Below are 24838 nucleotides of genomic sequence, written 5' to 3'. Positions count from 1 at the left end.
TGACATTGGAGCAGGTCGGTGGGTGGCCGGCGCCGCAGACGACGAACCCTTCGGATCAGCCGATGCCGACGCATAGTTCCAGTTCCGTATACGGAACTTCGCCGTGAGATCGAGTGTCGTCATGCTGACAAGTCTGCGGTGGCGAAGGAGTTCTTGGTGAAGAAGTTCAGCGTTGCCGTTGCCGTCGTCGCGCTGTTGGCCGCAGGGTGCTCTGGCGGTACGAGTGCGCCCGTGACCGTGACCGAAACCACGACCTCGTCGGCGGTCTCGTCCACGCGAACTCCAACTCCAACTCCTACGACCGGTGCACCGGCGTCGTCTGGCACCAAGACTCCGGCGACATCCGCCTCGCCGACTCCGGCACCTGGCACGCCGGCACCGGGCACCGACTTCGGCGGCACCTGCGAGGGACAAGAGCACTGCCCGACCGAGCGAGGGGTTCCGCCGGGCAACACCGACTTCGGTGGCACGTGCGAGGGGCAGGAACACTGCCCGACTGTTCCCGCCGCACCGCCTGCACCTGCGCCGCAGCACGGCGCCGATTTCGGCGGGACCTGCGAAGGCCAGGAGCACTGCCCGGCGGCCGGGTAGTCGCGGCGAAGCCCCGTGACGATGTCGCGAACTTCTTCAGCTGATTCGTCGAGCACAGCAGTTTCACACCTACAGGTAGTCGCTGCAGAAATCCACGTAGCCGTGGTCGCAGCCGCCCTCAAATACAGGTAGGGCAGCACGGGGCACGCAACCCTTCGCTGCGCCCAAGATTGCACGAGAACGACCCGAACTCATGGGCGTGTCTGCCAGCCATACCAATCACCCACTTAGACAGGAGTATTCATAAATGAAGACCACCAGCCGGTTGACCCGTCGGAAGGCCCGCAACACAATCGGCGTCGGGGCGGTCGTCCTCGCGCTGACCGCGGCGCTGGTCGGCGCCCCCGCCACCGCGTCGGCAGACCCAGACCCAACACTGCTCAAGCTCATTAACCAGCAACGAGCACAAGCGAACCCCCGTTGTAAGGCCCTCAACGCGAGCCCTCAACTGCAGGCCGCCGCCGACAGGCACGCGAAGGACCTCGCCACCTACGGCTGGCGCAATGACCACAACGACAACGATGGAACGTTGGCCGAACAGCGCATCGACCAGGCGGGTTACGACTGGGGGTCGTTTGGTGAGAATCAGGCGCAGGGTACGTCGGCGCAGGACGCGGTCAACGGGTGGATGAACAGCGGAAGCCACAAAGCCAACATGCTCGACTGCGCAATGACAGACGCGGGGACGGCAAGTTCCGGTTCGGTCTACGTAGCAGTGTTCGCCCACCCTCTCTGAACAGTAAGCGAGGTCAGGTGATCATTCACGCAACCGTAATCCGTTGCCACAGTTGAAGACGACGGCGCGACGGTCCGCCTCGCAGAACTCTGACCTCACCGGTTCCGTTGCCGTCTACGTCCGGTGACGAGCACAGGAGTGTCACACCTACAGGTAGTCGCTGCAGAAAACCAGGTAGCCCTGGTGGCAGCCGCCCCCAAATACAGGTAGGGCAGCACGGGGCACGCAACCCTTCGCTGCGCCCAAGATTGAACAAGAACGACCCGATCTGCAACGCACCACCACGCCGCTGGACATCAGTCCACCTGAAACGAGCATGGCGCCGACCGTGACCAGTCGCAGACACAGTCGAGAAAAGGAAAGATCATGCCAATCATCGGCTTTCGAGCACCCATCGCAATCTCCGCAGCGGGTATCGCCGCGGCGGGCGCCGCTATCGTCGCCCTGAGCCCGATTGCACACGCCGACAATAAATGGGGAGCCTGTGCAGCGCCGGCCAACACCACACTGACCGAGAACGCGATCTGTTTAGGTGGTTACGGGGAATTCGACCAGGCCACGGCCGAAAGAGTCGCCCTGCAAACATGTAACAACCCGCCTCAATCGGCCCGGCGATGCATCGTGGTGGTCAGCTTCGGGGACTGCGGTGCTATCGCTGTAAACGGGAGCCAGTGGGCCGGGGGCAGGGGCCCCAGGCAAGCGGACGCAGAACAAGACGCCCTGAGAAGTCTGGCCAACGGCAAGATCACCAAGTCGGCGTGCATTTGGCCAGGCCCGGCTCCGGCGCCGGAGCCGGAGCCGGAGCCGGAGCCAGGCTGATCGCGTCGGATCGACATTGCGCACAAAAGAGCCCCGAACCTGATAGCCGAAGATTGGACGAGAACCGGCAACGCGGTCTGTTTGAGTAACCCGTACCCCGACCAGGCCTCGGCCGAATCACGCGCGCTGGCCCTATGCAACTACCGGGAGGGCCGGGGATGCACCGTGGTGGTCAGCTACACGGACTGCGGGGCGATCGCTGGAGACGGGAGCCAGTGGGCGGGGGGCAGAGCCACACAGCAAGGGCTCGCAGAACAAGACGCCCTGAACCAGCTGGACAACGGCAAGATCGCCAAGTCGGGATGCGTCACGCGAGGCTGATCGCCCTCGGATTCGACCTTGCGCACGCCGTCGGCAAGCCCGCGCCCGCCGGATTCCTTTCCGCCGCTTCACGGCTCGGGGTCGACCCGGATGAGATGTACATGATCGACGATCTCAACAACGATGTGCTGGCCGCCAAGGTGGTCGCGATGGTCGGGTGTGCTGGTGCGTCGACGCGCTAGGAGCTCAGGCCGCACACCGCCTCAATGCGTGCCCGCGTCGGGCCAAGGGGACTTAGGATGGCTGCGATCGAAGACGGAGGGCGATGCCGCGTGCAGCTAGTACCTTTCACCGTTCGGTTGGCACGCGGCGACGGCCTTGTCGCACGGTTCGGCGACGTCGTCGTGTACACCGTCAGGAATAACGATCCGGCGGCCGCGCTGATTTCGGCCGTGGCATCAGCCGCGCACAATCCGCGTGCCGGTGCGATGCTCACCGAACAGATCGGGCCGGCCGCCTTCGATGATGCGCGCAGTGTTTCGTTCGGTGCGGTCGTGGGGTCCGCGGAGGGAACACAGGTACTTCTTCGCGGTCGGGTGAGCACCCGGGTCGAGACGCAGCAGGGTACCCACGAGTTGTCAGGCGAGTCGGACCCAAGATGGGTCAGCGAACTGCTCCCAGGCGCACTGCGGAAGGCCGAGCTCTGGGGCAGCCATTCCGGTCTGACCCCGATTCCGCGCACCGACCTTCGGGCAGGCATGGTCGCAGGTGGAGGATTTGTTCTGCTTGGCCCCGCCCAAGCCGTGCCCGCGGTGCCGGATGTCGATGCCACCGAACGGATTTCCTCCGCATCGGGAACGACTGCGACCGAGTTGGCGTCGAGGGCCGCCCCGGCTGAAACTGCCGTGGCCTCCGCCACAGTCGGAGTGCTGTCGACACCCGACGGCGCCACTTATGTGTTGGACCGGTCTTATGTCATCGGCCGTGCTCCGCTCACCGATGACGCCGTGCGCAATGCGACTGCCTCGCCGATCGTTGTTCAATACGATCCCTATATCTCCCGCGTGCACGCTTACATCACGGTGGACGGGGGCGGGGTATTCGTGCGCGACGCGGCTACCACCGCCGGTACGTTCATCGCTGCGCCCGGCGATTCGGAATGGACCCAAATCGGCACAGCGCCAACGCAGCTCGAGCCGGGATGGAACATGCGGATCGGTGAGTGGATCGCGACCTACCGGGTGAGTCTCGGCCAGTAGCTCATCGCGCGGGAGCGGGTTCGCCCGTCAACGCGCTCCAGTCGCCCGCCCGCAACGCTTTCCGCGCCTCGGGACTGATCCTTAACCTGCTCGCCACGGCGGCCTTCGCCGCGGTGACATCGGAGGGGTGATGCCCCAATACCGTCGCACCGACGACGCGGCCCTCGAAGATCAGCAACCGTCGATAGGACGGCACGGTGGGCCGGTCGATGACAATGACTTCGTCTGTCGGCGATGCCTCGACTTTTCCTATCGAGAATAGTTCCAGGCCAACGCCTTTCAGGATCGTAGCTGGCGTATCGGAGGTCAGGATCATGTCGCCGCCCAGTGCGTTGACGGCCGCTGCCTCGGCCTGCTCGACGGCAACCGGCCACAGCCCGAGCACCTGGTCGACGTGCTCGGCGACGTCACCTGCGGCGTACACCCCGCGCACCCGCGTCCGCATCATGTCATCGACCAACACGCCTTTGCCGACCGGGATCCCGGCCTCACGGGCCAACTCGACGTTCGGGCGGATGCCGGTTGCCGCCATGAATACCTGGCAGGGCAGGTGGCGGCCGTCTTTGAGGACAACCCCGCCGACCGCGGGCGTGCCGTCGACCCGAGACGTCTCTGCCTCCTTGAGCACGGCGATGCCCGCCTTTGCGAAGTGGTTCTCCACGAGCGCAGAACACCTGGAGTCGAGCTGGCGGCTGAGCAGTCGCTTGCCCCGCTCCAGAACGGTCACCCGCAGGCCGAGCAGGTGCAGCGAGTAGGCGGCCTCCAGACCGAGCAGCCCACCACCGGCAACCACGGCGTCGCGGCAACCATGCTTCTGGACATAGGCGCGCAGCTGCATCGCATCGCTGGCCTCACGCAAGACGAAGCTGCCGGGTCTGTCCAACCCGTCGATTGCCGGTCGCGACGCGCTCGAGCCCATCGCCAGGATCAGCCGGTCGTACGGCAGCGCTTCGCCGGTACCGAGCAGAACGCGCTGCGAGCGGATGTCGATGCGCTGCGCGACCGTGTTCAACCAGGCATGCACGCCATGGTCGTCGTACCACTGGTCGGGCAGCAGGTAGAGGCCCTGCATCGCCGAGCGGCCGTAGACCAGACGGGAGATTCCCATCCGGTTGTACAGCGCATGAGACTCCTGCCCGACAAGATGGATTTCACAGTCGGGGTGGCCCCTGCGTACGAAGTCAGCCGCGGTGACACCCGCGATACCGCCGCCAATGACGACGACGCTGACGATCGACCGGTCGAATCGTGTAGGCGTTGTGCCGACCTGGTCACCTGGCTGCGGGGTCAATGAAACCGTGACGGTTCCCGACTCAATCCGAGCGCAGCATGCCATCCTTGTGGACTTGCCGAAGCCTAAGCGCCGCAACGTGTTCAGTTCGTCCTGCCCTGGCGGCGTTAGGCATGATGCACCGTCCAGCACCGCGACCGGGTCGGCGCCGCAGACGCCCATCCGGCAGCCGGCCTCGATCGGCTGGTTGTTCCGTTCGGCAACGTCGAGCAGGCTGGTGCCGATCTCCGCGGCCACCGCGGCTCCATCGGATTCAAAGTGGACCCGCGCTGCGCTCTCGGTCTGCGAACGGGGTGGCACTTTGGGCTGCTTGAGCAGCACGGGCTCAGCCCGCGCGCCTGTCGTCCACGCGAACTGCAACTCAACGACTCTGGTCCGGGCGATCCACAACAGCGTCAGCACAGCGATCCCGCTGCTGATCAGCCACCGCACCCACGGGACGTCCACCCCAGTCATCTCGGCGAACGATGCGGCGAGCACCGGGCCAGCAAACCAGTAGAAGATATTCAGCGCCGCCGCAGCGTAGATCACCGCCACCGTGGGTGAGCTGAGCGGCGTGACGGCGTCCACCGCATAAAATAGCCCGACGCTCACCAGCACGAACAACCCGAGCAATGGATAACGCTCCGCGAGCGGCAGTTGCGCATCACCGAGGAGGATGAAGAAACCCAGGATGAAACCGGGCAGCGCCGCGACGAACAGTTTGCGTGCCCCGCTCCACTTACCGTCGGTATCGGCGAGGTCGGCCTGGTAGGCGGCGCGCGGCTTGAAGTCGTAGCAGTTCTTGGCGCAACCGACGCAGGTCTTGCAATGGCTGTTGGGGACCGTGACGTAAGGCGTCTGCCCGTACGCGCGCTGCAGCGGGAACAACGGACAGATGCTGCTGCACCAGCCGCTCTTGCCCTTGAAAACGAAGCCACCCGTGAACGCCACCGCGATCGCCATCGCGAGCACGATTCCCGTTGCGGCTCCGCTCTGATCGAGCCCGGCGAGCCGGGTGGCTGCGATACCGAAGAACAACGCCATCGCGATCAGATAGCCGCGGTTGCGCAACCAGTCCGGTGGCTCCAATGCGCGGCCGAAGCCGAACACCCGGGGTATCTGGTTGGTAGCGGCAAGGGGACAAATGTTGCGCCACAGTCCCGGCGCGGCGAGGAAGAGCACCGGCAGCAGCGGCACGATGACCCCGAAGAACACGAACAACCCGGCCGCCGGCCGCACGAAAAGGGTTACCACCAAGGCGAAGTAAGCCACAACGCTGCCGATGCGGACTGCTTGCCACAGGCGCAACGGCACCGTCGTCGGCAAGTCGGTGTAAGCGGGAAACAGCTCCCTGTCGCCAGTCGGGTCGATACCTAGAACACGTTCGGCCAGTGCCACCGCGGGTGGTCTATCGGTCGCGACGACAGGTGGCGGCGGCATTGAGACGGCCCGCATGTTCATTCGGGTGGCGTCGACATCGGGCTCTGGCAGAGGTTGTTCGCCGCCACGGGAGGCAGGCATTGAGAGCACGATGATCTCGGAACGGCCAAGGCGCACCACGTCACCCGCGGAGAGCGCGGCTCGCCCTGTCAGCGCGACACCGTTGAGCAGCGTGCCATTGCTGCTGCCCAGATCAACCACCGACAAAGCAGTGGGACTGGGCACTACCCGCAAGTGTTCACGAGACACCTCCGAGTCCATGAGAATCTCGCCGGCACAATCACGACCGACCACGATCGGTCCGCTCAACGCCAACCGACGGGGACTGCGACCCCAGTCGCGAATCTCGATCAACGGCCTTTGGTCCATTTCAGCGCTCGCTCTCATGACGCTGGGGTGCGGATCATCGTACGTCCGACGAGGGATTTCGGCGTGGGATAGGGCATTACGGCTATAGACTTCGCGCCATGCCACTGGCGCCGGGCGACACGTTTGCGGGCTTTACAATCCTGCGCCAGCTCGGATCCGGCGGAATGGGCGAGGTCTATCTCATCGACCATCCGCGACTGCCCCGCCGTGAGGCGCTCAAGATCCTGCCAGCCGCCCTAACCGCGGACGACGAGTTCCGCCAGCGATTCAACCGCGAAGCCGACGTCGCCGCCGACCTCTGGCACCCGCATATCGTGGCGGTGCACGACCGCGGCGAGTCGAACGGTCAGCTGTGGATCACCATGGACTTCGTCGAGGGCACCGACGCCGCAGCCCTGATTAGAGACCGCTATCCCGCAGGCCTGCCCCCGGAATTCGCCGCCGAGATCGTCACCGCCGTCGCCGATGCGCTCGACTACGCGCACGAACGGGGCCTGCTGCACCGCGACGTCAAGCCCGCGAACATCCTGCTCAGCGAATCCGGCGGATCATCGCAGCGACGCCGAATTATGTTGAGCGACTTCGGTATTGCCCGCCGAATCGATGACAACAGTGGACTGACGGCCACCAACATGACGGTCGGCTCACTGGCCTATGCGCCACCCGAGCAGCTGATGGCGGCGTCGTTGGACGGCCGGACCGACCAATATGCGCTGGCCGCAACGGCATTCCAGCTTCTCACCGGGAAGCCGCCGTTCGACAATCCCAACGCGGCGAGCGTGATAACCAGCCATTTGTCTGCCTCGCCACCGAAGATGGCCGATCGCCGACCCGATCTGGGTTTGCTGGACCCGGTGATCGCCAAGGCGATGGCGAAGAAGCCCGCCGACCGGTATCCGACCTGTCGCGATTTCGCTTCTGCCCTATCTGAACTCGTCGGTGCGGCGCCGCAGACCGATCATCCAACGATGGTGGCCACGCCGGCAATCGAAGGTGTGGCCGTCGGTGTGCCGGCGCAGCTTTCCGCCGCGACGCCCTCGGGACCGGCGCAGCTCCCCGACGCGAAGCCTCCTCGACGTAAGGGTATTTGGATCGCCGCCGCGGCCATTGCTGCCGTGCTCCTTGGCGTCGCCGCGGTGGTTGCGGTCCCGCGCATCATGCATTCGTCGCCAGAGCAGACCGAATCCGGTGCGGCAAGCTCGTCCGGCGCACCGCAACCGCCGCCCTCCGCCGGAGCCGGGCTGCCGGTCGTGCCGGTATCCGCGGCCAATTCGCTGCTTGCGCCCGCCACCAAGATCAGCGCGATCATTGGCGCCAAGGTCGAGGACACGGACTCATATCGCGAGCCCTACGACACCGCGGGCCGCGTGCAACCCGAGGAATGCGCCGGCGCCGTGTTCGCCGGGACGGCGCTGGTTTACGGGGATCGCGGTTATACCGCGCTGCGCCAATCTCTCCTCTATCCGCCGGAGGGCAGCCCGTCCAACCACCTCGTCGACCAGTCTGCGGTGCTGATGCCGACCGTGGATGGCGCTGCCAAGGTCCTGGCCGATTCGATGCAGCAATGGGGGGACTGCACGGGCAAGACCCTGGCGATCGCCGATCCCATCTACAACGTGACGCTGGCCGACGTGCAGCAGCGCGGCGATCTGATCGTTCAGGACCGGACAGTCTCCGACTACTCGGTGCCCAATTATCGCTGTCAACATTCCCTCGGGGTGTGGTCGAACGTCGTCGCCGAGGCGGTGGTGTGCGGAGACACGGACGTCGGTGATCAGTCGCACACCATCGTGGAGGCCATTCTGTCGAACGCACGGACCTAGGCGTTCAGTTGCGCCGGATCTGTGGCGGCCTACCTATCGCTGCCGGCGAATCCGCAAACCGGCCTAACCAAAAGGGTGGAGCTAAGGGGATTCGAACCCCTGACCCCCACACTGCCAGTGTGGTGCGCTACCAACTGCGCCATAGCCCCTAAAGTCGTGCTGGTCGACGGTACACCACCAGCAGGATCGGTTCAAAACAGCTGGTCACGGTAGTTCTCCACCGGCCTCTGGGCCCAGTGCGCGCACCGGCGTGTGCTCGGCACCTGGCCGCGGTCGGGTCTCGGGCGCGAAAACCCAAAAGATCGCGGCGACCAACAGGATCACGCCACTGATGACGAACGCCGAGCCGAACGAGAAATGCTGGGCGATCTCGCCGACCGCGAGCGACCCGACGATCGCGCCTGCATCCGCCATCATCTGATAGCTCGCGACGGCCGTCCCACCGCGCGACTTGTTGCCGACGATGTCGGCGACGGCGGCCTGCTGTGGTGCAGTGAACATGCCGGCGGCCGCACCCGCCACCACGGCGCCCGCAAGGAACAACGTCAACGACGACGCCAGCCCCACCATGATGGTCGCCACCCCGGACGCCACAAGGCCGACGATGAGCAGCGTCCGCCTGCCGATCCGGTCGGAGAGATATCCACTGGGAATCGTGGCGGCCACGTTGCCTGCCGCGAAGGTCGCCAGCGCCAGCCCCGCGACGCGCGGACCTCGCATCAGCACCTCGGTGACGAACAACGGCACCAATGCAATGCGCAGGCCGAAGACCGACCATCCAGTGGCGAAGTTCGACACCAGTGCCGACCGGTAGGCCCGGTTGCGCAGCGCCATGCCCAGGGTCACCGGCGGTTCCGACTCTGCTTCGGCTGGCGCGGCCAACGCGGAGTGCCGCAACCGGAAGTACACCACCGCCGCCGCCACCAAAAGCGCGACGCCATAGATCGCGAAGGGTGCCGACAACCCGAGTCCGGCGGTCAAGCTCCCGAGCACCGGCCCACACACCGATCCGACCAGGAATGCGCTCGCGAACAAGCCAGCGACGCGCCCGCGTGCATCAGGTGGGGATATGCGAATCATCAGGCCCAGCGACGACACCGAGAACATCGCCGACCCGAACCCGCCGAGCGAACGGAACAGCAACAGCTGCCAATACGTCTGAGCGAATGCGCATGCCGCCGTCGACAACGCGACGATCAACAACCCCGTCAGGTAGACGCGCCGCTCCCCCAGCTTCTGGATGACCAGCCCGCTGGCCGGGGCCGCGAGCAACCGCATCAACGAGAACGCCGTGATCACGAACGTCGCGGCGCTGATGCTGACGCCGAAGTTGCGCGCATACTGCGGCAGCACGGGCGCCACCACGCCGTAACCGAGGGCGATCACCACGTTGGCGGTGATCAGCACCCAGACTTCACTCGGCAGCTTCTGCTTGGCCTCCGATATTGCTTCCCGGGTCGCTTCGCTCCTGCCCTCCGAAGCCGTACAGTCGGCCTCCGCGTCGGAACTCACCCTATGACTGTATTCACCAGATCTTTCGCCGCCTCCTGCACCTCGGCAAGATGCTCCGGTCCCTTGAACGACTCGGCGTAGATCTTGTAGACGTCCTCGGTACCCGACGGCCGCGCGGCGAACCAGGCGTTCTCAGTGGTGACCTTCAGCCCGCCCAGCGGTGCGCCATTGCCGGGCGCGGTGGTCAGCTTGGCGGTGATCGGTTCGCCGGCCAGTTCCGTCGCCGTCACCTGGTCCGCCGACAGCTTGGCCAGCCGGGCCTTCTGTTCACGGTCGGCGGGCGCGTCGATGCGGGCATACGTTGGCGCGCCGTACTTCTCGGCGATCGCCGCGTATCGCTGCGACGGCGTCGAGCCCGTCTTGGCCAGGATCTCCGAGGCCAGCAGCGCCAGGATGATGCCGTCCTTGTCGGTAGTCCATACCGATCCATCAGTGCGCAGGAACGATGCGCCTGCGCTCTCCTCGCCGCCGAAACCGATTGTCCCGCTGATCAACCCGTCGACGAACCACTTGAATCCGACCGGTACCTCGATCAGTTTGCGGCCCAGCCCGGCCACCACGCGGTCGATGATCGAACTGCTCACCGCCGTCTTGCCCACCGCCGTCGACCCCGGCCACCCCGGCCGGTTGGCGTACAGGTAGTCGATGGCCACCGCCAAGTAGTGATTCGGATTCATCAGTCCCCCATCGGGAGTGACGATGCCGTGCCGATCGGAGTCGGCGTCGTTGCCGGTGGCGATCTGATAGTCCCCGATCTTGGAGATCAGCGACGCCATCGCGTTGGGTGAACTGCAGTCCATCCGGATCTTGCCGTCGGTGTCGAGCGTCATGAACCGCCACGTCGCGTCCACCAGCGGGTTGACCACCGTCAGATCCAGCTTGTGCGTCTCGGCGATGGCCGCCCAGTAGTCCACACTTGCGCCCCCAAGCGGGTCGGCGCCGATGCGTACGCCCTCGGCACGGATGGCGTGGATGTCGACGACGTTGGGCAGATCCTCCACGTAGGCGTTCATGTAGTCGTGGCGCTGTGCGAGCTGCACCGCCCGCGCCAGCGGAATGCGCTTCACGTCGGCCAAGCCGCCACGCAGAATCTCGTTGGCGCGCTTGGCGATCACGCCCGTCGCGTCGGTGTCCGCGGGCCCGCCGTTGGGCGGGTTGTACTTGAAGCCGCCGTCACGCGGCGGGTTGTGCGATGGCGTGACGACGATGCCGTCGGCCAGGTCGCTGTCGCGGCCGCGGTTGAACTTCAGGATCGCGTGGCTGACGGCAGGCGTCGGCGTGAAGCGATCGGCGCCGTCGATCAACGCGACGACGTCGTTGGCGGCCAGCACCTCGAGCGCCGACGCCCAGGCCGGTTCGGATAGCGCGTGGGTGTCACGCCCGATGAACAGCGGGCCCGTCGTGCCCTGTGAGGCCCGGTACTCGACGATCGCCTGCGTCGTCGCAAGGATGTGAGCCTCGTTGAACGCCGCGTCGAGGCTGGAGCCGCGGTGTCCCGACGTGCCGAACGCAACCTGCTGGTCGACGTTCTCCGGGTCGGGTTGGAGCGTGTAGTAGGCCGTCACCACCTGTGCGACGTCGATGAGATCTTCGGGTTCTGCCGGTTGCCCGGCGCGGGGATTGGCGGCCATGGTTACCGATTCTGCTCCGGTTCCGCCCTCCGCACCGCCGCGTCGCCAAGAATTCAGCTCGAGCTAGGCAGACGACGTGTCGGGCACGAGCAGCACCGGTCGGCCGTGCTTGCGCGACAATTGGTGTGAGACGGACTGTCCGGCGAACGTGTCGATGAACGAGTGCATGCCGCCCCGGGGCGCTCCGACCACGATCATCACCGCATCGACCTCCTCGGCGAGGTCGGCGAGCACGTCGGGCGGACGACCGTGCATGGCGTGATAGGTCCAGTTCGCGCCAAGCTCGCTCAACAGTGCGCGTGCACCAACGGCATGCGCCTCGAGGCTGTCGTGGAACTGCTGCTCCCAGTCCCACGCGTCCGGATCGATGGGCAGGTCGTCGAAGTCGGCGATGTGCACGACGTGAAGGTGGGCGCCCAGGCGTTGAGCAAGGCCGACGGCAAAACGTAACGCCGCGGCGCTCGCCGGTTGCCGGTCCCAGCCGACCACCAACTCCGTCGAGACTCCGTCGTTGTTGGTGTTGTCCATCTCGGGCTACCTCCTCCGTCGTAGAGCGCTCATCAGAGCGCCCACACCAGGGCGAGTCCGGCCGCGCACGCGGCGACCGACGAAACGAGTGAACCCGCCGCGTTGGCCAACGCCTGCAGTCGCTGGTCCTGCTGGACCAGGCGGACCGTTTCGAAACTCGCGGTGCTGAAAGTCGTGTATCCGCCGCAGAATCCGGTGCCCACGACGGTCTGCCACATGCTGGACTGACCGTGGAATAGCACCAGCCCGGCGAGCACGCCGAGCAGTAGCGACCCCGTCACGTTGATGATCACGGTCGCCCACGGGAACGTGGACTTCCACCGTTGCTTGATCAACGCGTCGAGCACGAATCGAGCCAATGCGCCCGAGGCTCCGGCGAGCAGGGTGAGAGTGGGAATCACGCTGACGCCCTCCGCCGGTGCACGCTCGCCGCGACGACGATGCCGAGCCAGGCGGCGACGAGTCCACCTACGACGCTGAGCACCCCATAGCCGATCGCCGTGGGAAGGTGACCGTGGCGACCGAGCAACACGACTTCCAACGCGAACGTGCTGTAGGTGGTGAAGGCACCGCAGCCACCAGTGCCTGCACAGAGCCGGGCCCGCCGCCGCCAACCGGAGTCATCGCCAAGCCGCGCCAGGGCCTCCAACAAGCCGCCCAGGATGAACGCGCCGCTGAGATTGATGAGAAACGTCGCCCACGGCCACCCCGCGGCGTCGTGCGGCAGCAGATTCTCGATCCCGTACCGCAGCGCCGTGCCGACGACGCCTCCGGCGAACACCCACGCCAGCGCCGAGGGCCGCACGTGCAACGGTGTGCCCGGCGTGGCGACGACGTCGGGATCGCTGGGCAACTCAGTGTGGGAGTCGCCAGAATCATCGGCACGGTCGGCATCTGGTCGTTTCACACACACCTACCCATCGCGACGACGGTAGGAACTATCAGCCAGTTGGCGGTTCGAGCGACCTGGGCTCGGGCGAGATCCATCACCACTGCTGGAGGACTGTACCGCCTCCGCCACGCCGTGTCGCCGACGACCACGTAAGCCTAGCCTTGCCTAATTCTGACGTGTACCGTCGCACGCCGTGGAGCACTCAACACCCGAAGAGGTCAGCGTCGCGCTCGGCGAAATCCTGCGCGACGACATGAACGTCGACATCAGCCGAATCGCGCCCGACTCCAGGCTCATCGACGACGTCGGACTCGACTCGGTGGCCTTCGCCGTCGGCATGGTCGCCATCGAGGACCGCCTCGGAGTTGCCCTCACCGAAGAGGACCTGCTCAGCTGCGACACCGTCGGCGAACTCGAAGCCGCCATTCTCGCGAAGGTGCCTGCCGCACAGACGAACTCGTGAACGAACTGGCTGCGGCGCTCTCGACAGCCATGTCAGGCGCCGCCACCAAGCTCGCCGTGCTCGACTCCGAAGGCAAGTGGGCGCACCACCCATGGGGCGAGGTACACGCCCGCGCCGAGAACGTCGCCGAGCGGATCGGAGCCGACGGCGCCACCGCGGTCGGACTCATCGGCGAACCCACGGTTGAGTTCATCGCCGCCATTCCCGGCACCTTCTTCGCTGGCGCGGCATTGTCCATCCTGCCGGGCCCCATCCGCGGCGCCAACGACGATCAGTGGGCGCTGGCCACGCTGGCGCGCTTCCGCTCCATCGGCGTCCAAACGGTCTTCAGCCATGGTGCCCAGTTGGAGTTGCTGGGTAAGCACGCCGATGCCATCACGGTGCACGACGTCACGAAGGTCGGCCATGCGCAGCGCTCGACGACGTTCCAAGGGGCGGCAGGCGGCGACGTCGCGATCCTGCAAGGCACCGCGGGGTCGACCGGTACGCCGCGCACGGCAGAGATCTCGTCGGTCGCGGCCCTTGCCAACTTTCGCGGGCTGATCGAGCGCGTCAACGTCGACCACAACTCTCGGGCGCATAGCTGGCTGCCCATCTACCACGACATGGGGCTGGCCTTCCTGCTCACCGCCGTCTTGGCAGGCGCCGAGCTGTGGCAGGCCCCGACGACGGCATTCGCCGCGTCACCCTTCGGCTGGCTCAAATGGCTCTCCGAGAGTCGCGCCACCATGACTGCGGCGCCGAACATGGCCTACAACATCATCGGCAAGTATTCCCGCCGCATCACCGACGTCGACCTGAGCAACATCGGTTTCGCGCTCAACGGGGGTGAGCCGGTCGACTGCGACGGCACCGAGCGCTTTGCCACCGCAATGGCCCGCTTCGGGTTCGACCCAACGGCGCTGGCGCCGTCCTATGGGCTCGCCGAATCAACCTGCGCAGTAACGGTTCCCGAGCCCTTCTCCGGGCTGCACGTCGACGAGATCGCGATCACCACCGCCACTGGGCAGTCGACCCGCCGGCTTGCAGTGCTCGGCGACGCGATTCCCGGGATGGAGGTCCGCCTCAACGACGCCCATGCACGTACGACGGACGTCGTCGGTCGGGATGTCGGCGAAATCGAGGTCCGCGGAACGTCACTCATGTCGGGATACCGCGGCGAAGCGGCGATCGACCAGGAGGACTGGCTGCCGACCGGCGATCTCGGCTACTTCGTCGACGGGGGCCTGGTGGTCTGCGGGCGTGCCAAGGAACTCATCACGGTGGCTGGCCGCAACGTGTTCCCCACCGAGATCGAGCGGGTCGCCGCGCAGGTCAAGGGCGTCCGCGAGGGCGCCGTCGTCGCGGTCGGAACCGGCGAGACGTCCGCAAGGCCGGGGCTGGTCATCGCCGCAGAGTTCCGCGGCGCCGACGAACCCGCCGCCCGCAGCGAGTTGGTATCGCTGGTCGCATCGCAGTGCGGCGTGGTGCCCACCGACGTGGTGTTCATGAAACCGGGCTCACTCCCCCGCACCTCATCGGGCAAGCTCCGCCGACTCGAAGTCAAACAGAACCTGAATGGAGTCAATCGATGACGGCCACTACCGAGGCTCCGCCCACCGAGGACTATCGCGCGCTGCTCGACCACGTATTCGACGAGCGCGTCACGGCATGGACAGCGGAAGCCGAAGAGCACGAACACTTTCCGCGCGAGCTCATCGAATATCTCGGCAAATCAGGGGTTTTCGCTGCGAAGTGGCCGCCCGGTCAGCAGCAATCCGACGTCGCGAAGGTCATCGAGCTGGCCAGAAAGCTCGGCCGACTCGGTTCGGCCGGCATCGGAGTCGGGGTAGGACTGCACGACTCGGCGATCGCGATCTTGCGCCGCTTCGGCAAGTCGGACTACCTGAAGGACATCGCCGAACAGGCCATCCGCGGCGAGGCCGTGCTGTGCATCGGCGCCTCCGAACAGTCCGGCGGCTCCGACCTTCAGATCGTCGGGACCGAAGTCCGCTCCGTACGTGACGGTTTCGAGGTCGAGGGCATCAAGAAGTTCGTCTCGCTGTCCCCGATCGCCGACCACGTCATGGCGGTGGCCCGCAACGTCGACCACGATCCGAACAGCAAGCACGGCAGCGTCGTCGTGATCGCCGTGCCCCTGGCGCAGTGCGAGGTACAGACGCCGTACCGCAAGGTCGGCGCGGGACCGCTGGATACCGCCGCGGTGCACATCGACACGTGGGTGCCTGCCGACGCATTGGTCGCCCGCGCCGGAATTGGACTGGCCGCAATCTCGTGGGGCCTGGCGCAGGAGCGGATGTCGGTGGCCGGCCTGGTGTCGTCGTCTGCCCAGAAGGTCATCGGAATCACGTTGGCACGCATGATGGCTCGTAGTCAGTTCGGCCACACGCTCTACGAGCATCAGGCGCTCCGGTTGCGCATCGCCGACCTGCAGGCGCGCGTTGACATGCTGCGCTATGCCCTCGACGGCATCGCCGCGGCGGGCAAGTTGGACCTCCGCGCGGCCGCGGCCATGAAGGTCTGCGCTGCCCGCCTCGGCGAAGAGGTCATGAATGAGTGCATGCACATTTTCGGCGGCTCGGGCTATCTAGTGGACGAGACGCCGCTCGGGAAGTGGTGGCGTGACATGAAGTTGGCGCGCGTCGGCGGAGGCACCGACGAGGTGCTGTGGGAGCTGGTGGCCGCGGCGATGAAGCCCGATTACGAGGGCTACGCCGAATTTAACCAACTGCCCTAGGCGTTCGGGACGTCCTCCGGCGTGCGCGGCAGGGTGTAGAGCGCCATCCGACGGTTCGCCATGTCGTGCTCGCCAAGGAAGCTGCACCCCGCCCACTCGCACAGTCGGCGCGCCCCGGTATTGCGGTGGTCGGGGTCGAACATGATGCGACGGCACTGCGGCTCTAGCTCGAACAGACTGGCCACCACGCGCGGCAGCAGGATGGGGGCGATGCCCTTGTTCACGAACCGCAGGTCTGCGAGGGCGGCGTGCAACCCCAGATCGTGCGGGTCCGCGGCGTAACGCGGCGCGATCGAATCCTTCGCGGCCCGGTACACCTCGAGGTAGGCGACCTCCTTGCCGCGGAAGCTGCCGACGAACGGGCGGGAGTATGCGCCCGCGAGTTGGGCGCGCAGGTAACCACGCCAGCGTTCGGGCGGCCAGTCGTACTCCCACGCCTCGGCAAGGTGGGGGCGGTTCATCCACTCCGAGATCAATTCGGCGTCGTCATCGGGATCGGCGACGCGAATGTCGTACGGATCGGCCAACTCCGGGGTCGGAGGGGCCGCGATCGAACGCACCTCGACGGCGAGCGACGGCAGTTCACGGGGAAGCACGGGCAGTGCCTCATCAATGTCGGTCATCGATCGTCGAGCCTACCGGAGTCAACTAAGGATAGGTTTGCCTACCTTGATGGCGGGCGCCATTGCGCGGCGAGATCCGCCACCCACGCGTCGGCCTCCCGAGGATCGTCTGGCGGGCCGGCCACGACGACCAGTTCGTCCACTCCGAGTTCGGTCAACGCGGCGACGTCGGAATGTTGGGGATCGCGCAGTGCCACCGCCAGCCGCAGTTCGTCGGGATCGCGGTTGGCCTGGAGGCACAGTGCCCGCAGCGTCGCGATGCGCTCGGCGGCGGCAGCCACGTCGTCGACGTTGAAGCCGTACCAGCCGTCGCCCCACGCGGCGGCACGGCGCAGCGCGGCATCGCTGTTGCCCCCGAGCACGATCGGAATGCGCCGGTTGCGCATGGGCTTGGGGTTGACCCGCACGGAGTCGAACGCGACGAACTCGCCGTCGAATGACGCGACGTCATCGCGCCACAGCGTCCGCATCGCCGCGACGTATTCGGCGGTGCGCGCGCCCCGCCGCTCGAACGGCACGCCCAATGCCTCGAATTCCTCCCGCGACCATCCGATGCCGATGCCAAGCGTGAAACGGCCGCCACTCAGCGTGTCGAGGGTGGCGGCCTGCTTAGCCAGATGCACGGCATTGTGTTCGGGGAGCAGTAGCACTCCGGTCGCGATCCCGATCGTCGACGTTGCCGCCGCCGCGAAGGCGAGCCCGATCATCGGGTCGATCCAATCCGCTTGGGCAGGAACGGCAATCTGGCCGTCAGCGCTATACGGGTACCGCGACGCGGAGCGGTCGACCATCACGACGTGCTCGCCCGACCACAGCGTGGCGAACCCATGGCGCTCGGCGGCGGCGGAAACCTCGGCGATGACGCCACGGTCGGCGCCTGCCCCGATGCCCAGCGCGTGCAATCCCAGCTTCATGACGTCATGTCCCGAGCAGTGTGATGGCCGCGACGACCAACGCGACCACCTTGATCAGTTCCAGTGCGATGTACGCGTAGTGCGCGCGGGAACGCTCCCCTTCGTCGCCGGCCAGCACCTCGGAGGTGCGCTTGGACAGCAGAGGTCGCACGAGCACCAGCTGCAACAGCAACGCGGCCACCGCGACCGACAGCGCCACGTCCAGCCGCAAGGGCGTGTGATGGGTGAACAGGGCCGCCGCGGCGATCATCGCGAACAACAGCTCGGCGGTGTTGAGCGCACGAAAGATCAACCGGCCGATGCCCAAACCGATACGAAGAGTCACGCCGGGGGCCCGGAACTTCAACGGCGCTTCGAGGAACGAGATGGCTACGACCATGCCCAGCCACACGAATACGGTGGCGGTCGCCACCCGCGTGCTCAGGTCCACGGCCGCAGCCTACGACAGTGGGATGCTTACTCGGTGGGTGCCGACCGTGACTACGTTGCCGAGCTGATTCGTTGGGTCGACTCCGGCGCCACCTGGCAGGTCGTGGCGCGGACGCGCCACGGGGTCACGGTGGCGTTGATGCGCTGCGACGGCGGCGAGGAGGCCGACCGGTTCACAACGGACGACCCGCGACTGCTGGCCTTCGTCGAGGATCGCTAGGCAGCTTCGGCCACCGCGGCCGGCGCGACGGTCGCAGCAGGCGCGGCCTTGCGCAGGAAGGCAGTGGGCTTGAAGTCATTCGGCAGCGACAGCTTGAAGACCTTCTTCCACGCCGACGCCACCTGCCTCGGCATGGATCCGGTGGTGTAGGTCAGGCCGTAGCGCTCGAACAGGTCCTGAATCCGCGGGGCGATCTCCTGATAGCGGTTGCTTGGCAGATCCGGGAACAGGTGGTGCTCGATCTGGAACGACAGGTTGCCAGTCATGAAGTGCAGCAACGGCCCTCCGGAGATGTTGGCCGAGCCGAGCATCTGGCGCAGGTACCACTGTCCGCGCGTCTCGCCCTCGATCGACTTCTTCTCGAACGTCTCGACACCTTCTGGGAAGTGCCCGCACATGATGACCGAGTGTGTCCACCAGTTGCGCACCAGGTTGGCCGTCAGGTTCGCGGTCAGCGTGCTCAACGCCGACGGGCCCGACAGCAGCGGGTGTAGCAGGTAGTCGCGGGTCGCGTGCTTGCGGACCTTGGCGAGCACCTTCTTGCCCTGGGCCCGGAATTCGTCCTTGTCGGTGCGGCCCTTGAGGTACTTGCCGATCTGCAGGTCGTATGCGGCGATGCCGTACTGAAATAGGCAGGCGTTGATGAAGTTCCACAGCGGCTGGGCCAGGTAGAACGGCATCCACTTCTGATCCTCGTCGACGCGCATGATGCCGTAGCCAAGGTCGTGGTCCTTGCCGAGCACGTTGGTGTAGGTGTGGTGCACCTCGTTGTGAGAGTGCTTCCACATCGACGCTGGCGACGCGTTGTCCCACTCCCAGGTGGTCGAGTGGATCTTGTCGTCGCGCATCCAATCCCACTGGCCGTGCATCACGTTGTGGCCGATCTCCATGTTTTCCACGATCTTGGAGACGGACAGTCCGACGGTGCCGACGATCCACGCGGGCGGGAACAGCGAGAAGAGCAGCACGGCGCGGCTGCCGAGCTCGAGCTTGCGCTGGCCGTCGATGACCTTTCGGATGTAGGCGGCGTCCCGCTCGCCGCGGTCGGCGATGAGCTCGGCGCGAATGGCGTCTAGCTCGCGCCCGATGTTCTCGACGTCCTCGTCGGACAGGTGTGCGGTGGGATCGGTCTTGGTGGCTTGCAGAGTATTCATGGTGACTCCCTTAGAGTTCGATGTCGCAGGCGCCCGCAGCGGCGGAGACGCAGGTTTGGATGAGCACGCCGTCGGCGGCAGTGGTCAGGTCGCCGCTGCGCAGATCGCGTACGGCGCCTTGTCGCAACGGTGCTACGCAGCCGAAGCAGATGCCCATCCGGCAGCCCGATGGCATCAGGACTCCAGCGGCTTCGCCTGCGTCCAGCAGGGTTTGGGCACCGTCGACGTCCACGGCGGTTTCCGACTTCGTGAACGTCACCGTGCCGCCCTCGCCTGCGGTCACGACCGAGGCGCGGAATCGCTCGGTGTGCAGCCGCTCGGAGATCCCCTCAGCCTCCCAACGGCTTTCGAGTGCGTCCAGCAGACCGGCGGGCCCGCAGGCCCAGGTGTGTCGCTCGGCGAGGTCGTCGACCAGCTGGTCGAGTTGCTCGACGTCGAGCATGCCCTCGGTGTCGGTATGCTTCTCCACCAACCGGATTCGGCCTTCGCTGGCCAGCATGCGAAGCTCGGAACCGAAGATGACGTCGGCTGCGGTGGGTGCGGAGTGCACGACCAGCACGTCGGCACTGCGGTCGGCGAGGTTGCGCAGCATCCCCATTACCGGGGTGATGCCGCTGCCCGCGGTCAGGAAGAGGATCTTGGCCGGTACCTCGGCGCCGAGCGTGAAGTCACCCGCGGCCTGGTCGAGTTGGACGACGGTCCCGACTGCTGCGCGCCGGACGAGGTGATTGCTGACGACGCCGTCCGGGATGGCCTTCACCGTGATGGCGATGCAACCATCGCGTCGGCTCGTGTCGGAGGTCAGCGAGTAGGCCCGCCACTGGCGGACCCCGTCGACGTCGATGCCGATGCGGACGTACTGCCCAGGAGTGTGGGTCTTCCAACCTCGTCCGGTCTTGATGACCACGGTGACCGCATCACGGGTCTCGGGCTCGATGGCGACGATGCGACCGCGCAAGTCGGCGCCCGAGCGAAGCGGGTCGATGACGTCGAGGTAGTCGGCGGGGACCAGCGGGGTGGTGACCCGTTCGGCGAACTTGATGACCCGCTCCCGCAACGCGCCGACAGCGGTCGGGCGGGGTGCTGTTGTTGTCATGTTCCCACTGTGGCTGAGTAGAGGGTATAAAGTCTTGACCATTGAGCGTGAATAGTCGCCACAAATTTGTTCGCAAAGGATAGTTTTGTCCGAGCCGGCACTTCGCTTCACTGGCCTCGACCTCCCTGAAGAGGTGGTCGAGGCGCTGCAGGCCGTGCTGCCGCGAATGGCGGAACGGACCGTGACCGCGGTGACCGTCGAGGTGCCCAGCTACACCCGGGCGTTCAGCGGGCGCATGGGCCAGGTCATCGAGAACGCAGTGCAGATGGCGCTCGGCGCCTTCCTGCGGCTGGCCGTGCGCGCACACGATTCCGACCCGACCGCGACGCTGCGGCCCGCCCTCGACGGAGCCTACGAGCTGGGTCGGGGTGAGGCCCGCCAGGGCCGCTCCATGGACGCGCTGCTGTCGGCCTACCGCGTCGGCGCCCGCGTGGCCTGGCAGGAACTGTCAGCCACTGCGGTCGAGGGGGGACAGTCGGCCGCCACCGTGGCCCGTTTCGCGGAACTGGTCTTCGCCTTCATCGACGAACTGTCGGCATCCAGCGTCGCGGGCCACGCCGACGAACTGGCGACGACGGGCCGGGTGCGGCAGCGTTACCTCGAGCGACTCGCCAAACAGTTGCTTGCCGGCGAGCCCCCCGAGACGTTGCGCGCGAGCGCCGAGCAGGCCGACTGGCGTCCACCCGAGACCTTGACCGCAGTGGTAGTGGCAGAAGCTCAAACCCGCGGCTTGGCAGCACGATTCGGCCAGTCGACGTTGCAGCTCAGTGAGGACCTTCCGGGCGTAGACGCGTCGGAGTCGCTGGCCGTGCTGCTCGTTCCCGACCTGGACGGCCGCCACCGCGGTCAGCTGCGCTCGGCTCTGCAGGGCAGGCGGGCGCTGGTGGGTCCCGCGCGGCCGTGGATGGAGGTCCAGTCGTCGTATCGCCGCGCGCTGCGGGCGCGTGAGCTGACCATCGCCGATGATGTCGAGATCGTCGACACCGACCAACATCTCGTCGAGTTGGTGCTGACCGCCGACCGGGAGGCCGCCGACGATCTCCGCCGCCACGCCCTGGCGCCGCTCGCACATTTGCGGCCCAACACCGCCGAGCGATTGGCGGACACCCTGAGGTCCTGGCTGCTACATCAAGGCCAACGCGACGCCGTGGCCGCGGACCTGTTCGTGCACGCACAGACGGTGCGCTACCGAATGACTCAGCTGCGCGAGCTCTACGGGGATCGGCTCAACGATCCAAGGACCATCCTTGAACTGACTGTGGCACTGGGTATTTCACGACATCAGCCCTGATAGTCGGTCACCGTGCGAATCCAGGCGATGAACTCGGCCGCGTCGGTGTTGGCGCCATGCCCCTCGTCCCAATACATCTGGTGGTTGACGTCGGCGCCGAGCGCGTCGAGCTTCGCGGCCAGGTTGGCACTGACGGTGAGTGCGGTGTCGGTGTCCTTGGTGCCGAGCCGAATCCACCAGTGCGGAGCATGATTCGGGTTCGGCTGGCCGAGGAAGTACATCGGATTCATCAAGTCGACGAGTTCGGAGATGTCGCCGTCCAGTCGGTGACTCTTGAGCCCGGTCGTGTCGTGGTCGATGCCGAATTGGGTGAAGTGCCTTGCCTTGGTCGTTCCGCCGCCGAACTCGTTGTTCTCGGCCGCGGACAGGTCGAAGGCATCGAACGCGGGTAGGGCCTTCTTTCGCGGCCCGACGTGTGCGAGGTAGCCGGACCAGTCGAAGCCGGCCTTGCCGTCGGCCCATGCGATGAACGGGTTGGCCGCGAGATACGCCGAGCGCTCGGCATCCGGCAATGCCGTGAGGTAGCGGGCGGCCGAGGGCTGCAAGTATTCCTTCAGCAGGTAGTCGCCATAGGTCTCCGCGCTGAGCGGGCCGAAGCCATTGCGGCCGTTGATTTTCAGCGCAGCCTGATACTGCGCGAACTGAGCGCGTAGTTCACCCGAGAGCGCTTGGTCGACTTGGCCACCCGGGGCTTGGGTGACGTTGGTGCCCCAGTTCCACTCGTAGGCGGCATCGGCGTGCTCAAGGTCGGTGATCGGGCACCAATCGGCGCTGACGAAGATGGCGTCGCTGGTGTCGGCGGCCCCCAGTTCGTCGAGATACCTCGAGTAGCGCGGGCTGTCGCCGGACGCACCGAGAAGCGCCGAAAGTGCGCCCCCTGCACTCGTTCCCGTCGAGATGAGCTGGTCGGTGTTGCCGGGGATGCGGCCCCTGTTGAACCGCAGGTAGCGGATCGCGGCCTTGAGGTCGACGATGGCCGCCGGCGCCGTGCCGTAGTAGGCGCCGCCTGCGTCGACCAGTGACCTACCCCGGCAGCCCGGTTCCACTGCGACATAGCCAGCAGCAAGGGCCAATTGGGCGAGGTTGACTCCCGCGTGCAGCCCGGCCTCGCCAACACCCTTGGCGTCCTTCACCGTGGCAGGCATGTAGCCCCATACCGAGTTGACGAAGACGATCGGAGCATTGGCCGCGTCCACGGCTTTGCCGTCGATCGAGATCGGGACACTAACGACCAAGCTCTGGTAGTCCTCGTCGACCGGGTTGGCCACGTAGGTCACCGGGCCGTAGAAGCGATAGGTGACAACCTTCGGGCCCGCATCCGTGGTGATCGTCGTCGTCTGCTCGGCCGGGTTGCCACCGAAGACCAGCGCACTGGGTGCACCGGGGCCACTCGGCGACGGCCGGCTACCACCCGAACAGCTGCCGAGAAATGTCATTCCCGCGACGGCGCCCAGCCCCAACACGAGCGTCCTGCGGTTCACCTCGGCGTTCACCCGGTCCTCCTCGTCATGAATATCCGCTACGCGGGGTACACATACCCATCGCGGGCCGGGGTTACCCGTTACCTGAAGGCGGGTCAGACCAGCTCGTAGCGTGGGAGCCATGAAGCGAACGCTGTACGACGACGACCACGAGACCTACCGCACGACGCTCCGCGACTTCATCGAATCCGAGGTCGTCCCGGTGTTCGATCAGTGGTACGAAACCGGCATCGTGCCGCGAGACTTCTACCTCAAGCTGGGCGAACTGGGCGTATTCGGGATCGAGGTCGCGGAGGAGTTCGGCGGGGCCGGCATCGAGTCGTACAAGTTTCAGGCGATCCTGTCCGAGGAGACCAACCGCGCAGCCGTGTCGTTCGGGGCGTCCGGCGCGCACATCACGCTGTGCCTGCCTTACCTGCAGGCCTACGCGAACGACGAGCAGAAGCAACGCTGGCTGCCGGGATTCGTCACCGGCGAGACGATGTTCGCCATCGCCATGACCGAGCCCGGCACCGGATCGGATCTGGCAGGCATGCGTACCACCGCCAAGTTGACGGACGACGGCAAGCACTACGTGCTCAACGGCTCGAAGACGTTCATCACCGGCGGTGTCCAGGCCGACCGGATGATCGTGTGCGCACGCACCGCGCCGCCCAGCGAGGACGATCGGCGCTACGGCATCTCACTGCTCGTCGTCGACACGACGCTGCCCGGCTACTCGGTGGGCCGCAAACTCGACAAGCTCGGCCTGAAGGTGTCCGACACGGCCGAACTGAGCTTCACCGACGTCATGGTGCCCGTCGAGGATCTGCTCGGCGAGGAGCATCGAGGCTTCTCCTATCTTGGCCACAATCTGCCAAGGGAACGGCTCGGCATCGCCGTCAACGCGTACGCGCAAGCCAAGGCGGCCGTGCAATTCGCCAAGGCGTATACGAAGGATCGCCTGGTCTTCAACCAGCCCGTGGCGGCCTTTCAGAACACGAAGTTCGAACTCGCCGCCTGTCAGGCCGAAGTGGACGCCTGCGAGGCCGTCGTCGACCGCGCCGTCGAGGCACTCGACAAGGGCGAACTCTCGGCTGCCGACGCCGCGTCGGCCAAGCTGTTCTGCACGGAAGTGGCCTCGAGGGTCATCGATCGCTGCCTGCAACTGCACGGCGGCTACGGCTACATCACCGAGTATCCGGTCGCCCGGCTGTATGCCGACAGCCGCGTGAACCGCATCTACGGCGGAACTAGCGAAGTGATGAAGTTGATCATCGCAAAGAACATGGGGCTGTGAGACATTCGCGCAGTCGT

The 24838-nt window shown here is 66.1% G+C and carries 24 protein-coding genes, 1 tRNA gene, 1 pseudogene and 1 riboswitch; of the genes and pseudogenes, 12 read left to right on the top strand and 14 right to left on the bottom strand.

The window, feature by feature from the left end; genetic code table 11:
• Positions 1 to 119: 119 nt before the first annotated feature.
• Positions 120 to 647, bottom strand: a complete 528-nt coding sequence (locus SLQ30_RS16540) for a hypothetical protein (protein ID WP_319447222.1) — start codon at positions 645 to 647, stop codon at positions 120 to 122.
• 191 nt (positions 648 to 838) lie between these two features.
• On the opposite strand from SLQ30_RS16540, the gene SLQ30_RS16535 reads away from it, so the two are divergent.
• From SLQ30_RS16535 to SLQ30_RS16525, 5 genes and pseudogenes are all read left to right on the top strand, one after another.
• The gene (locus SLQ30_RS16535) at positions 839 to 1327 is read left to right on the top strand and encodes a CAP domain-containing protein (RefSeq protein ID WP_319447223.1); all 489 of its coding nucleotides are present in this window, start codon (positions 839 to 841) and stop codon (positions 1325 to 1327) included.
• 366 nt (positions 1328 to 1693) lie between these two features.
• Positions 1694 to 2146 carry a DUF4189 domain-containing protein gene (locus SLQ30_RS33130; protein ID WP_413468062.1) on the top strand — a complete coding sequence of 151 codons (453 nt, stop codon included), beginning with the start codon at positions 1694 to 1696 and terminating at the stop codon, positions 2144 to 2146.
• A gap of 81 nt (positions 2147 to 2227) precedes the next feature.
• Entirely contained in the window at positions 2228 to 2467 is a 240-nt protein-coding gene (locus SLQ30_RS33125; RefSeq protein WP_413468060.1) for a DUF4189 domain-containing protein, read from the top strand.
• Between the two features lie 20 nt (positions 2468 to 2487).
• Positions 2488 to 2625 (top strand): annotated as a pseudogene (locus tag SLQ30_RS16530) (HAD family hydrolase); the annotation flags it as partial.
• Between the two features lie 114 nt (positions 2626 to 2739).
• A complete protein-coding gene (locus SLQ30_RS16525) occupies positions 2740 to 3666 on the top strand; it encodes an FHA domain-containing protein (protein ID WP_319447224.1) in 927 nt (308 codons plus the stop codon).
• Between the two features lies 1 nt (position 3667).
• Here the strand turns inward: SLQ30_RS16525 and SLQ30_RS16520 are convergent, their stop codons facing one another.
• Positions 3668 to 6748, bottom strand: coding sequence for an FAD-dependent oxidoreductase (locus tag SLQ30_RS16520; RefSeq protein WP_319458327.1), 3081 nt, complete (start codon positions 6746 to 6748; stop codon positions 3668 to 3670).
• Positions 6749 to 6846: 98 nt separating this feature from the next.
• Here SLQ30_RS16520 and SLQ30_RS16515 point away from each other — a divergent pair, with 98 nt between their 5' ends.
• Positions 6847 to 8571, top strand: a complete 1725-nt coding sequence (locus SLQ30_RS16515) for a serine/threonine-protein kinase PknH/PknJ (protein WP_319447226.1) — start codon at positions 6847 to 6849, stop codon at positions 8569 to 8571.
• Positions 8572 to 8647: 76 nt separating this feature from the next.
• On the opposite strand, the gene SLQ30_RS16510 is transcribed toward SLQ30_RS16515, so the two are convergent.
• The 6 genes from SLQ30_RS16510 to crcB (SLQ30_RS16485) all read right to left on the bottom strand — a co-directional run bounded on the left by SLQ30_RS16510 (position 8648) and on the right by crcB (SLQ30_RS16485) (position 13149).
• Positions 8648 to 8720: transfer RNA gene (locus SLQ30_RS16510), tRNA-Ala, on the bottom strand.
• Positions 8721 to 8775: 55 nt separating this feature from the next.
• Positions 8776 to 10083, bottom strand: coding sequence for an MFS transporter (locus tag SLQ30_RS16505; RefSeq protein WP_319447227.1), 1308 nt, complete (start codon positions 10081 to 10083; stop codon positions 8776 to 8778).
• Positions 10080 to 11714 carry a phosphoglucomutase (alpha-D-glucose-1,6-bisphosphate-dependent) gene (gene pgm / locus SLQ30_RS16500; protein WP_319447228.1) on the bottom strand — a complete coding sequence of 545 codons (1635 nt, stop codon included), beginning with the start codon at positions 11712 to 11714 and terminating at the stop codon, positions 10080 to 10082. The genes SLQ30_RS16505 and pgm overlap by 4 nt, the downstream gene beginning before the upstream one ends.
• A 63-nt stretch (positions 11715 to 11777) precedes the next feature.
• Positions 11778 to 12242, bottom strand: a complete 465-nt coding sequence (locus SLQ30_RS16495) for a universal stress protein (RefSeq protein WP_319447229.1) — start codon at positions 12240 to 12242, stop codon at positions 11778 to 11780.
• 32 nt (positions 12243 to 12274) lie between these two features.
• Positions 12275 to 12643 carry a fluoride efflux transporter CrcB gene (gene crcB, locus SLQ30_RS16490; RefSeq protein WP_319447230.1) on the bottom strand — a complete coding sequence of 123 codons (369 nt, stop codon included), beginning with the start codon at positions 12641 to 12643 and terminating at the stop codon, positions 12275 to 12277.
• The gene (crcB, locus tag SLQ30_RS16485) at positions 12640 to 13149 is read right to left on the bottom strand and encodes a fluoride efflux transporter CrcB (protein ID WP_413468059.1); all 510 of its coding nucleotides are present in this window, start codon (positions 13147 to 13149) and stop codon (positions 12640 to 12642) included. Before crcB (SLQ30_RS16485) ends, crcB (SLQ30_RS16490) begins: the two co-directional genes overlap by 4 nt.
• 18 nt (positions 13150 to 13167) lie before the next feature.
• Positions 13168 to 13242, bottom strand: a riboswitch (Fluoride riboswitch).
• 85 nt (positions 13243 to 13327) lie between these two features.
• Between crcB (SLQ30_RS16485) and SLQ30_RS16480 the strand changes: the two genes are divergently transcribed.
• The 3 genes from SLQ30_RS16480 to mbtN are packed head-to-tail and all read left to right on the top strand — an operon-like array spanning position 13328 to position 16334.
• Positions 13328 to 13597, top strand: a complete 270-nt coding sequence (locus SLQ30_RS16480; protein ID WP_319447231.1) for an acyl carrier protein — start codon at positions 13328 to 13330, stop codon at positions 13595 to 13597.
• 5 nt (positions 13598 to 13602) lie between these two features.
• Positions 13603 to 15171 carry a long-chain-fatty acid--ACP ligase MbtM gene (gene mbtM, locus SLQ30_RS16475; protein WP_319447318.1) on the top strand — a complete coding sequence of 523 codons (1569 nt, stop codon included), beginning with the start codon at positions 13603 to 13605 and terminating at the stop codon, positions 15169 to 15171.
• Positions 15168 to 16334, top strand: coding sequence for a mycobactin biosynthesis acyl-ACP dehydrogenase MbtN (gene mbtN / locus SLQ30_RS16470; RefSeq protein ID WP_319447232.1), 1167 nt, complete (start codon positions 15168 to 15170; stop codon positions 16332 to 16334). Before mbtM ends, mbtN begins: the two co-directional genes overlap by 4 nt.
• Here mbtN and SLQ30_RS16465 read toward each other — a convergent pair.
• From SLQ30_RS16465 to SLQ30_RS16455, 3 genes are read right to left on the bottom strand one after another with little or no spacing between them, the layout of a single operon-like run.
• Positions 16331 to 16957 carry a GNAT family N-acetyltransferase gene (locus tag SLQ30_RS16465; RefSeq protein WP_319447233.1) on the bottom strand — a complete coding sequence of 209 codons (627 nt, stop codon included), beginning with the start codon at positions 16955 to 16957 and terminating at the stop codon, positions 16331 to 16333. The two genes, mbtN and SLQ30_RS16465, sit on opposite strands and share 4 nt — an antisense overlap.
• Before the next feature lie 41 nt (positions 16958 to 16998).
• Complete coding sequence (locus tag SLQ30_RS16460; protein WP_319447234.1) at positions 16999 to 17871, bottom strand: LLM class F420-dependent oxidoreductase; 873 nt, start codon at positions 17869 to 17871, stop codon at positions 16999 to 17001.
• 4 nt (positions 17872 to 17875) lie between these two features.
• A complete protein-coding gene (locus tag SLQ30_RS16455) occupies positions 17876 to 18301 on the bottom strand; it encodes a hypothetical protein (protein WP_413468058.1) in 426 nt (141 codons plus the stop codon).
• Between the two features lie 33 nt (positions 18302 to 18334).
• Between SLQ30_RS16455 and SLQ30_RS16450 the strand changes: the two genes are divergently transcribed.
• A complete protein-coding gene (locus SLQ30_RS16450; protein ID WP_319447235.1) occupies positions 18335 to 18520 on the top strand; it encodes a hypothetical protein in 186 nt (61 codons plus the stop codon).
• Here the strand turns inward: SLQ30_RS16450 and SLQ30_RS16445 are convergent.
• Positions 18517 to 19674, bottom strand: a complete 1158-nt coding sequence (locus tag SLQ30_RS16445; protein ID WP_319447236.1) for an acyl-CoA desaturase — start codon at positions 19672 to 19674, stop codon at positions 18517 to 18519. The two genes, SLQ30_RS16450 and SLQ30_RS16445, sit on opposite strands and share 4 nt — an antisense overlap.
• Positions 19675 to 19684: 10 nt before the next feature.
• The gene (locus SLQ30_RS16440) at positions 19685 to 20770 is read right to left on the bottom strand and encodes a ferredoxin reductase (RefSeq protein ID WP_319447237.1); all 1086 of its coding nucleotides are present in this window, start codon (positions 20768 to 20770) and stop codon (positions 19685 to 19687) included.
• A gap of 85 nt (positions 20771 to 20855) precedes the next feature.
• On the opposite strand from SLQ30_RS16440, the gene SLQ30_RS16435 reads away from it, so the two are divergent.
• Positions 20856 to 22061 (top strand): helix-turn-helix domain-containing protein, encoded by a 1206-nt coding sequence (locus SLQ30_RS16435; protein ID WP_319447238.1) that lies wholly within the window; start codon positions 20856 to 20858, stop codon positions 22059 to 22061.
• Here the strand turns inward: SLQ30_RS16435 and SLQ30_RS16430 are convergent.
• Positions 22052 to 23554, bottom strand: a complete 1503-nt coding sequence (locus SLQ30_RS16430) for a subtype B tannase (protein WP_319447239.1) — start codon at positions 23552 to 23554, stop codon at positions 22052 to 22054. The genes SLQ30_RS16435 and SLQ30_RS16430 overlap by 10 nt on opposite strands.
• Before the next feature lie 109 nt (positions 23555 to 23663).
• Between SLQ30_RS16430 and SLQ30_RS16425 the strand changes: the two genes are divergently transcribed.
• A complete protein-coding gene (locus SLQ30_RS16425) occupies positions 23664 to 24821 on the top strand; it encodes an acyl-CoA dehydrogenase family protein (RefSeq protein ID WP_319447240.1) in 1158 nt (385 codons plus the stop codon).
• Positions 24822 to 24838: the final 17 nt, after the last annotated feature.

Source organism: Mycobacterium sp. RTGN4 (assembly GCF_033804635.1).
Classification (GTDB): Bacteria; Actinomycetota; Actinomycetes; order Mycobacteriales; family Mycobacteriaceae; genus Mycobacterium.
The sequence above is the reverse complement of the archived record's forward strand: the minus strand, read 5'-3'. Positions and strand labels throughout refer to the sequence as shown.